This is a genomic window from Streptomyces rectiviolaceus (assembly GCF_039533825.1).
GTDB classification, from domain to species: domain Bacteria; phylum Actinomycetota; class Actinomycetes; order Streptomycetales; family Streptomycetaceae; genus Streptomyces; species Streptomyces rectiviolaceus.
On record NZ_BAAAUG010000233.1, the window covers coordinates 1 to 8,034 of the forward strand.

Below are 8,034 nucleotides of genomic sequence, written 5' to 3' on the forward strand. Positions count from 1 at the left end.
TCTCGTCACTCATCAGCAGTCTCCTCAGGTCTGGTTGTGGATGGGCGCGGACGGGGTGGTCAGGCCCGCATCGGCGGTGGCCTGGCTGATGGGCCGGTAGGTGTCGTTGAGGTCGTTGTCAGCCGTCTCTGACATCTCGGTGGCCTCCAGGGAGGAGACCTCCATCTCGTCGGACATGCGGGCCACCAGGTCCATGGACTCCGCCATGCCGGCCATCGCCCCGGTGAACATGGCGCCGATCAGGTTGTTGGTGGTGGCCAGTTCCTCGGCGAACGCCTCGAGGACGTCGCGGAGCTTGCGGGCCCGGCCGGAGAGCTTCGAGCACTGTCCGTGGGTCTTGAACCCGTCGTCCTTGAAGTCGCCGTACTCATCCAGGGCGTCATCGAGGTTGATTTCGGTGGCGTGCCGGGCGTCCATGTGGCGGGCCTGGCGGATGACGTTGCTGCCGGTGCGGGCGGCCTGCTTGCGGGCCTGCTTGAGGCGGGGGTCTTGGGCGGGGACCGGTGCGGGCGGCATGCGGTAGGCCTCCTTGGGGCGGGTGGTGCCGGGACGCGGTGAGTGCGGTTCGGGGGCGGGCGGCAGAGTGAGCGGCCCTTGGGCGGGCAGCGCGTCCTGTCCGCGCCTGATGCCGGTTGGCGCGCTGGTCTTGGCCTTCGGGTCCGGCTCGTCGTCACGGAAGATCGGCTCGTAGCGGCGTTGTCCGGCCCGCGAAGCGTTCTCGCGCGGGCTGCGGCGCCTGCCGGTGTTCCGCGTGCTGTGCCCGCTGCTGGTGCTGGGGCCTGGCCCGGTTCCGGTGGTGGCTCCGCCTGCGGGTGTTCCGCTGCCGGGGGCGGTGGTGCCGCCGAAGCAGTCGTCCTTGACCCATCCGCCCCTGCCGGGCCGGGCATTGCGGACCCGGTCGCGGGCCTTGCTCCACCGGTCTTTCGGGCCGGTGCCACTTCCGGTGGGCGCGGTCTTCGGCTTCTTGGTGCGGGGCTTCTCGGTCTTGCGCTGCTCCTGCTTGGGCTGCTTCTTCTGCCGCTTCTTGTCGTTCTTCCACAGTGGCGGCACCCCGTGGTGGCTGCCCCGCTTGTTCCAGCGGTCGTTCGCGGCGGCCTTGGTGTCGTTCTTGACCGCGTCCCACAGCTTCGTCCGGCCAGGCGTGCCGGTGTCGTTCTTGCTGTTCTTGTCGCCCGGCTTGCCCTTGGAGGCCTTGTCCTTGCTGAGATCGACCTTGCTGGGCTTGTCCGTGCCGGGCTTCGGTGTCTTGGTGTCCTTGCTGAGGTCGTGCTTGCTCTTGCTGTCGGGCCCGGACTTGGGGTCGTGCTTCCACGCGGCGGGCTTGTCGAGGTTCTTGCGCCGGTTGTCGAGCCTGCGGTCGGCGGCCTTGTGCGCGGTGTCCTTCAGCGCCTGCGGCAGCCGGGTGCGTCCGGCGTCCTTGCCCGGCGGCTGCTTCTTGAGGTCGCGGCCCTTGCCCGGCTCGTCCCTGCCCTGGCCGGGCTTCTTCTTCAGGTCAGTTCCGGCACCCTGCGAGGTCCGCATCGGCGACTTCTGCCTGCCCGGCGTGTCGGGCGTCTTGGGGCCCTGCGGCTTCTTCGGCCCGTTCAGGTCCTTGCCCGTGCTGTTCTTCTTGAGGTCGCGGCCCTTCCCGCCGCCCGCGCCACCGCCAGTGACTCCCGCTCCGCGGCCCTGGCCGGTCTTCGGGCCCATACCGGAGCCCGCCTTGCCTCCGCGGCCCGGCCCGGTGCCTGCGCCCTTGCCGCCTCCGGAGCTGCCGCCCTTCGCTCCTGCCCCGCCGGCCGTCTTCCGGCCGAACTCCGAACTCGAGGGCACCTTCTTGGTCTGCTTGGCGTTCTTGTCGCCGATACTGCGCATCGTCTGCGCGTGCTTGGCCGACGCCTGGTCCGCGGCCGCAGCGTTCTTCGCCGCCGCCTCTTGAGAACCGAACCTCGCCTGAGCCATCGCCAGCTTGTGCTTGGCCCGCGCCTCCCGCAGCGGCGCCGTCTCGGCGGCCTTGTCCATACGCCGCTGGCGCCAGTCCTCGAGCGCGATGCACGCCCCGCGCAGCGCGGCCACCGACACCGCGAGGATCGCCGCGAGCGACAGGGCGCCCATCCGCGGGCCGACCCGGTCCGGCTGTCCGGGCCCGCGGAACGTGTCGGGCAGACCCGGCTGCGGGCTGCCCGTGGGCACCACCGGCGTCATCGCCGGGCCGGGGCTGGGGAGCTGGTTGAGGCTCTGCAGAGGACTGCGCCGCTCCCGCGTTCCGGCGGTTCCGTTTCCGGTCCCGAAGACGGCCTGGGGGACGGGGACCTGACTGTCCGGCGCCCCGTCTGCGGGCGGTCCGGTAGGGGTGAGGTTGAAGCCGGTGTGGCCGGTGCGCGACGCGAAGTTGAAGATCGTGGCGCCCGGGTTGTTGTCGTCGTTGCCGCTCATCGCGCCCCCTTCCAGGGTTGACAGTGGGTAATCGGGTCGGGCACTCTCGCGCGTGCGCGTTGCGCATGCACGTAGGGACCTTCATCACCTCGTTTTCCGGGGGTGATGATGACGATGAGCGTCACTGCCCGTGACTCCGGTAGAAGTCGTGGAGCTGCGACGCCAACCGGTTCGCGACGCTCGGATCCCCGTTCTCCAGCGCGTCCTTGGCGACCTTGCGGCACACGTTCGTCCAGAACGTGATGACGTGCATGGGGCCCTTCTGAACGGCCTTGGCCTGGCCGGCGTTGTAGTGCTCCGCTTGGTTGGCCATCGAGGCTTCTTCGGGGCTCACATCGCCTCCGGAAGTCCGAAGTGGTCGGTGATGTTCCCGAGCGGGTCGCCGGTGCCGGCGTACGCGTTGGGGGCGTAGGCGTGGGGGTGTACGTACTGCGGTTCCGGCTGCACGGCGTTCGGCATGGTCGGGGTCTGGCCTGTGGTGCGGGGGTCGGCGGCCAGACCGCGTGCGGACTCGGTGAGCGTCCCCGCGGCCACGCCCTGCGCCTTCGCCCTGGTCAGCTGCCGGAGCTCCTTGCGCTGCTGCTTCTTCTCAAGGGCCTTGTCGCGGCGTTCGGGCAGGTCGAGGACTTCCCGGCTGTAGGTGGCGTCGACGGCTTCGCACTTGGCGGCGGCCTTCTCCAGGAGTCGGGCGAGGTCCTCGAACTGCTTGCCGACCTTGTAGGCGCGGTACTTCGCTGACCAAGGCTTATCGCCTTCGACCTTGGACTGGGCGATGCGCGCCTTGAAGATCAGGCCGATTTGCCGGATCTCGGCGGCGTCGTTGACGAAGGTGTCGCGTTGCCCGCTGCTGAACTCGCCACATCCGTCGCGGGTCATCATCTCGGTCATGTCCATGTGCGGGGTTCTCCTGTTCCGGCCGTACGGGGGGTGTTGGTGCTGGTCAGGGCTGGTTCTGTGCGGGTGCTTCGGTCGGGTCGGGGCGGAAGTTGAGGTCGATGTGGAGGCGGATGGGTTCGGTGTGTTCGGGGTTGCGGTGGAGGTGGTCGCGGATCAGGTCGAGGGCGTGGAGGAGGGCTTTCTTGCCTTCGGCGGCGGTGATGGTGTCGGAGGCCCACTGGGTGGGCGGGTCCTCGAAGTCGGTGGGCTGGGGCATGGTCGGGGTCTCCTGATCGAGGTCTGGCGTCGTCGGATGGGTGGTCACGGATTGCCGCCGGTGACCTTGGTGTGAACGTCCTTGTAGAGGGCGCGGATGTCGTCGGTCTTCATGCCGTATCCGGCGTCGCGCCATGCCTTTTCGAAGGTGTTCTGTGAGGGGGCGGGGCCGGTGCCGCGGAGGTCGAAGTAGAGGTCGAAGGCGAGGCGGCGGCGGTCGGTTTCGCCTCCGTCGGGCCTCTTGTTCGCCTGCGCCTCGCCGGGGGTCGCCCCGGCCGCGCCCGGTGTGGGCCCCTCGGTGCGCCCTGCTGTGCCCTCGCTGGTCAGAGGGCTGCTGGGGTCGGGGTTGGTGCCGGGTGCGCCCTGGGGGTCGAATGTGGGGCGCAGGGAGCGGAGGGTGTAGTCCTCGGCGCGGGTCGGGAGGGACTTGAAGGCGCCCATTCGGTCGATGCGCGTGGTGATCTGAAGTTCGGTACCGAGTTCGTCGAGGGTGTCGTCCAGGCCGTGGAAGGAGGCGTCTCCGGCGCGCATGAGGGCCTTCTCGTAGCGGCGGGTGCCGAACTTGCCGATGGCCCACCACGGCTTGCCGAGGGTGGCGAGGGTGATCAGCTTGTCCTGGGCGTTGCGGCGGCTGATGGCCTGGGCGTCGGCGCCGCGGGATCCGATGCCGAGCTGGCTTTCGAGGCGCTTGATCCGGTCGCGCCACCAGCGGGCGAGGAGACCGTCGGACTTGATCTCGATCTTCCCGAGCTTCGCTTCGAGGCCGAGGAGCTTGTGCAGTCCGTAGGCGAGCATGACGGGGCCGACGATGCGGACGAGGGCGGTGCCCAGGTCCTCTCCCTCGTAGCGGACGACTTCAACGGCGCCGATCGCCTGGGCGAAGACGAGGAGGTATGCGGCACGGGCGGTGCCCTTGTCTTCGAATGCCCAGGAGTAGAGCGTGAGGCCGAGGACGATGCCTTCGAGGGCCAGGCCGATGGTGAGGGTCCACGGTTCGACCATGTGGAGGCGTGTTTCGGCGAAGCGGATGCTGGTGTCGGCGGACAGGCCGAAGCCGAGGAGGGTGACCAGGCCCATTCCGAGGAAGCCGGTGATGGTGCGCCGCTTCTTGGGGTCGCGGGTCTTGCGGGTGGTGTGGGGGCGGGACTTGGTGGCGCCGATGCGGTGGCCGAAGGCGAGGGCGGCCAGGGCGAGGAGGGCGGCCCATGCCTGTACCGGCATCTGCGCGACCGCGTTCTGCAGCTGGGACAGCATGGGCGGGTCCTTCCTGTGGGGGTGTCGGGTAGCGGGTCTCAGGTGCGCGTCGTGCAGCAGCAGTGGTGGTGGCAGCACGTCGACTTGGGGGCGTTTGCCTGCTGCCGCTGTTCGATGAGCTCGTTGCGCTTGGCGGCGGTGAGGGCGTAGAGGATTCCGGTGACGACCAGTCCCAGAGCCAGGTAGAGCAGGTACACGACCGGGTCCTTCCTGGTCAGAGCTGGTTGGGCTCGAGCGTGTAGAAGAGGACGTTGTGTCCTTCGGGCTGGCCGTTGCGGCGGAGGTCGTTGCTGACGTATTCGCGGATCTTGGTGAAGAGGGACTGTCGGGTGTCGTTGGGGCCGGCGCCGATGGTGCCGTTGAGGGTGATGAGAGCGGTGGCGCCGGGGAGGGTCTGGGCGGGCTGGACGGTGATGGCCCAGAAGTAGTCGGTGAGGGCGGGGGCGTTGCGTGCGGTGTTGCTGGCGGTGCCGGTGATTCCGGACTGCTGGGTCATCGGTGTCCTTTCGGGTCAGGCGGCGGGCTGGGCGAGGGCTCGGCAGGTGACGGCGTGCTCTTGAGCCCAGGACAGGAGGCTGGGGCGGTGGGTGCGGAGGTGTTCCGTGGAGTCGCCGCAGGGTCGGCAGATGGCGGTGGAGAACCCGTCGGTGGGGATGCCGGTGTCGACGATGTCGACGGTGGCGTTGAGGTCGCCGGTGAGCTCGCCCATGTAGGTGAGGAAGCGGGTGGTGACGCCTTCGGGCCAGGGTGTGTGGGGCGCGGTGATGCTCTTTCCGGTGGCGTTGCGGGCGGCTTGGCTGGCGGTTCCGGTGATGCGGGACTGCGTCGTCATGGCGGTGTCCTTCCGGGTCAGGCGGCGGATGCGGTGGGCGCTTCGCAGGCGGCGAGGTTCTGTACGGCGTCGTAGTCGGGGCTGTGGTCGAACGTGGTGTTGGTCCAGTGGACGTTGGGGTCCTTCGCGAGCTGGCGGGCGGTGGGGGCAGGGGTGCGGTAGGCGCGGCGCAGGGCGGGGTGGCGGGTGAGGAAGACGAAGACCTTGGCCTTCTGGAGGGGCTTCATCGCTGGCCTCCGTCGCGGCGGGTGCGGCGCTGTACGCGTCCTGGACGGAGTGCGGCGGCGGTGAGGGTGGGGTCGGAGAGGAGGATCGCGACGGCGATGCCCGCGGCGAGGATGAGGGTGGCGTAGGCGCCGATGGCGGCGGGCGGCCAGCCGACGGCGTGGAGGAGTCGGCCGACGCCGGTGGCGACGATGAGGGTGAGGGCGACGATGCCGGCGGGTCGCGGGTCGGGCTTCTGCACGGATTTCTCCTTCACGGTCCGGTCGGTGCGCGGTGGGTGGTGGGGGTCTACCAGGGCTTGCCGCAGGTGCAGACGCTGGCGTCGTCGGCGTTGGTGTTGCCGCAGATACAGGTCCAAGCGGTGCGGGTGAGGCGGCGGATCAAGTCGCGCATCGGGTTCTCCGGTCTGTTCGGCGGGGCGGTCTGGTCGTACTCGGCGCTGTTCCACCGGGGCGGCTGGGGCAGCACCGGGCGCGGTCAGACCATGAGCCGGTAGTCGTCGACGATTTCGTCGGTGGCCTGGGTGGGCTCGTGTTCCTTCGAGGTCATGAGCTGGTCCCTTCGGGCGAGGTGGGTGGGCGGTGTCCGTCAGGGATCGGACGGAGGTCGTTGGCGCTGAGCAGTGAGTCGACGTGGAAGTTGCCGCCGAAGCCGCGGATGCAGAAACCGGGTCCGTAGATCTGCGCGTCTACGGTGTTCGGTTCCATCTCGTTGAGCAGGTCGGCGATCTTCGCGGCGATTGCTTGGCTACGGAGCGCCTTTTGCAGCCACTCGGCTTGCGTGGTCACTTCGTTCGCTCCTTCCGGGTGGGGGTGGGGTCCGGTCGTCTGTCGGCTCGGCGACCGGACCCCCGGTGGGCGGACGGTCAGTTGGCGACGGCGCCGGAGAGGCGACCCACCTTGGCGACGTGTTCCTCCTGCGCCTTGATCGCGGCCTGGGCCTGGCCGGCGAGGGTTCCGGAGTCGTACTCGCCGCGGTAGTTCCTGCCGTAGTCGCCGGGGGAACCGATCGGCCAGTCCTTGCCCTGGGGGTATCCGGCAGCCTTCAGGGCTTCGTCGTAGCCGAGGCTTTCCTCGTGCATGTACCGGTCGTGAACCTCGGCGATCTCGGAGGCGCGGGTGTCGAAGGCGAGGGCGGCGGCCAGGTAGGTGTCCTGCGCGTCGACGAGGCGGGAGACCGCGGAGGGCCACTCCTTGGCGGCCTGCGGGTCGCGGAGGTAGGAGAAGGCGGCCTCCACTGCGTCCTTGGCCCGGCCGTGCGCCTTCCAGCGGTCGCCGGTGTCCTTGACGACGGTCTTGAGTTCGGCGACGTGGCGGGCGTTCTTCCACTCGATGCGGGCCTCCCTGTAGACGTCGTCCAGGAAGAACCGGGCGGCCTCGCGCAGGTCGTACTCGGCTTCGTCGGCGACGGGTCGGCCGGCCTTCTCGTCGAGGTGCTGGTAGGCGAGCTTCGGGTCGTCGTAGATACGCCGCGGGGCGGTCGGCTCCTCCTCGCGGCCCGTGAACGGCTTGAAGGTGTAGCGGACGCCATACGTCTTGGGGGCCACGTTCGTCAGGTAGGCGGGGAGGTAGGGGCGGAGCCGGACGTTGAAGATGTCCTCGATCTGTGGGCCGGTGAGGGCGTAGTCGGATCCGATGCTCACGTGAAGCTCCTTGGCTGGTCAGAGGGTGGGCTGGAGTTCGTAGACGGTCTTGGCGATGGCGCTGCGGGGTGTGTAGTGGGCGTCGTGGTCGGCGAGTTCGTCGGCGGCGGTACGGGCCTGGTCCTGCACCTCGGCGGGGAGATCACGGAGGGCGGGGTTCTCGTCGGCGTTCAGCAGGCGCTGCACGAGTGCGGCGATCAGCGCGAGGGCGTCGATCTGCTGTCCGGCCGGGTCGGTGGATCCGGCGAGCATCGTCACGACCGACTGCGTCTGGCGGATGGTGAGGCGGTCGAGGGCGAGGTGCTGGATGCCGTCGCAGATCTGGTCGAGGCCGGCGTGGAACCCGCGCAGGTCTTCAAGCAGGCCAGCGAGTTCGTCGCCCAGCGCCGGGACGCAGTTGTCAGCGGTGTGCACCTGGGTGCCGGGGAAGACGCCCATCACAGGTCGCCGTCCTGGCCGAGGCCGTCGGCGTCCATGTCGTCGTCATACGGGTCGGCTGTCGCGCCGAACCAGT

General features: G+C 69.4%; 13 protein-coding genes. All 13 read right to left on the reverse strand.

Annotation, left to right across the window (positions count from 1 at the left end; genetic code table 11):
* Window positions 1-24: 24 nt before the first annotated feature.
* Window positions 25-2,415 carry a hypothetical protein gene (locus ABD378_RS42965; protein WP_344530782.1) on the reverse strand — a complete coding sequence of 797 codons (2,391 nt, stop codon included), beginning with the start codon at window positions 2,413-2,415 and terminating at the stop codon, window positions 25-27.
* A gap of 121 nt (window positions 2,416-2,536) precedes the next feature.
* Complete coding sequence (locus tag ABD378_RS42970; RefSeq protein ID WP_344530784.1) at window positions 2,537-2,728, reverse strand: hypothetical protein; 192 nt, start codon at window positions 2,726-2,728, stop codon at window positions 2,537-2,539.
* Window positions 2,729-2,745: 17 nt separating this feature from the next.
* Window positions 2,746-3,309: a hypothetical protein gene (locus ABD378_RS42975; RefSeq protein ID WP_344530786.1), complete on the reverse strand. Its 564-nt coding sequence runs from the start codon at window positions 3,307-3,309 to the stop codon at window positions 2,746-2,748.
* A gap of 46 nt (window positions 3,310-3,355) precedes the next feature.
* Window positions 3,356-3,568: a hypothetical protein gene (locus tag ABD378_RS42980; protein WP_344530788.1), complete on the reverse strand. Its 213-nt coding sequence runs from the start codon at window positions 3,566-3,568 to the stop codon at window positions 3,356-3,358.
* Between the two features lie 44 nt (window positions 3,569-3,612).
* A complete protein-coding gene (locus ABD378_RS42985; protein ID WP_344530790.1) occupies window positions 3,613-4,821 on the reverse strand; it encodes a hypothetical protein in 1,209 nt (402 codons plus the stop codon).
* A gap of 38 nt (window positions 4,822-4,859) precedes the next feature.
* A complete protein-coding gene (locus ABD378_RS42990; protein ID WP_344530792.1) occupies window positions 4,860-5,018 on the reverse strand; it encodes a hypothetical protein in 159 nt (52 codons plus the stop codon).
* 17 nt (window positions 5,019-5,035) lie between these two features.
* Window positions 5,036-5,317: a hypothetical protein gene (locus tag ABD378_RS42995; protein ID WP_344530794.1), complete on the reverse strand. Its 282-nt coding sequence runs from the start codon at window positions 5,315-5,317 to the stop codon at window positions 5,036-5,038.
* A 15-nt stretch (window positions 5,318-5,332) separates the two neighbouring features.
* Window positions 5,333-5,653, reverse strand: a complete 321-nt coding sequence (locus ABD378_RS43000) for a hypothetical protein (protein ID WP_344530796.1) — start codon at window positions 5,651-5,653, stop codon at window positions 5,333-5,335.
* 17 nt (window positions 5,654-5,670) lie between these two features.
* A complete protein-coding gene (locus ABD378_RS43005) occupies window positions 5,671-5,880 on the reverse strand; it encodes a hypothetical protein (RefSeq protein WP_344530798.1) in 210 nt (69 codons plus the stop codon).
* Window positions 5,877-6,119 (reverse strand): hypothetical protein, encoded by a 243-nt coding sequence (locus ABD378_RS43010; protein WP_344530800.1) that lies wholly within the window; start codon window positions 6,117-6,119, stop codon window positions 5,877-5,879. The genes ABD378_RS43005 and ABD378_RS43010 overlap by 4 nt, the downstream gene beginning before the upstream one ends.
* A gap of 304 nt (window positions 6,120-6,423) precedes the next feature.
* A complete protein-coding gene (locus ABD378_RS43015; protein WP_344530802.1) occupies window positions 6,424-6,666 on the reverse strand; it encodes a hypothetical protein in 243 nt (80 codons plus the stop codon).
* Window positions 6,667-6,743: 77 nt separating this feature from the next.
* A complete protein-coding gene (locus tag ABD378_RS43020; protein ID WP_344530804.1) occupies window positions 6,744-7,520 on the reverse strand; it encodes a hypothetical protein in 777 nt (258 codons plus the stop codon).
* A gap of 18 nt (window positions 7,521-7,538) precedes the next feature.
* Window positions 7,539-7,958: a hypothetical protein gene (locus ABD378_RS43025; RefSeq protein WP_344530806.1), complete on the reverse strand. Its 420-nt coding sequence runs from the start codon at window positions 7,956-7,958 to the stop codon at window positions 7,539-7,541.
* Between the last annotated feature and the right edge of the window lie 76 nt (window positions 7,959-8,034).

What these genes read in the sequence shown, in the direction of transcription:
- ABD378_RS42965 (WP_344530782.1), bottom strand. Translation starts at nt 2,415, where the DNA reads ATGAGCGGCAACGACGACAACAACCCGGGCGCCACGATCTTCAACTTC.
- ABD378_RS42970 (WP_344530784.1), bottom strand. Translation starts at nt 2,728, where the DNA reads ATGGCCAACCAAGCGGAGCACTACAACGCCGGCCAGGCCAAGGCCGTT.
- ABD378_RS42975 (WP_344530786.1), bottom strand. Translation starts at nt 3,309, where the DNA reads ATGGACATGACCGAGATGATGACCCGCGACGGATGTGGCGAGTTCAGC.
- ABD378_RS42980 (WP_344530788.1), bottom strand. Translation starts at nt 3,568, where the DNA reads ATGCCCCAGCCCACCGACTTCGAGGACCCGCCCACCCAGTGGGCCTCC.
- ABD378_RS42985 (WP_344530790.1), bottom strand. Translation starts at nt 4,821, where the DNA reads ATGCTGTCCCAGCTGCAGAACGCGGTCGCGCAGATGCCGGTACAGGCA.
- ABD378_RS42995 (WP_344530794.1), bottom strand. Translation starts at nt 5,317, where the DNA reads ATGACCCAGCAGTCCGGAATCACCGGCACCGCCAGCAACACCGCACGC.
- ABD378_RS43000 (WP_344530796.1), bottom strand. Translation starts at nt 5,653, where the DNA reads ATGACGACGCAGTCCCGCATCACCGGAACCGCCAGCCAAGCCGCCCGC.
- ABD378_RS43005 (WP_344530798.1), bottom strand. Translation starts at nt 5,880, where the DNA reads ATGAAGCCCCTCCAGAAGGCCAAGGTCTTCGTCTTCCTCACCCGCCAC.
- ABD378_RS43025 (WP_344530806.1), bottom strand. Translation starts at nt 7,958, where the DNA reads ATGGGCGTCTTCCCCGGCACCCAGGTGCACACCGCTGACAACTGCGTC.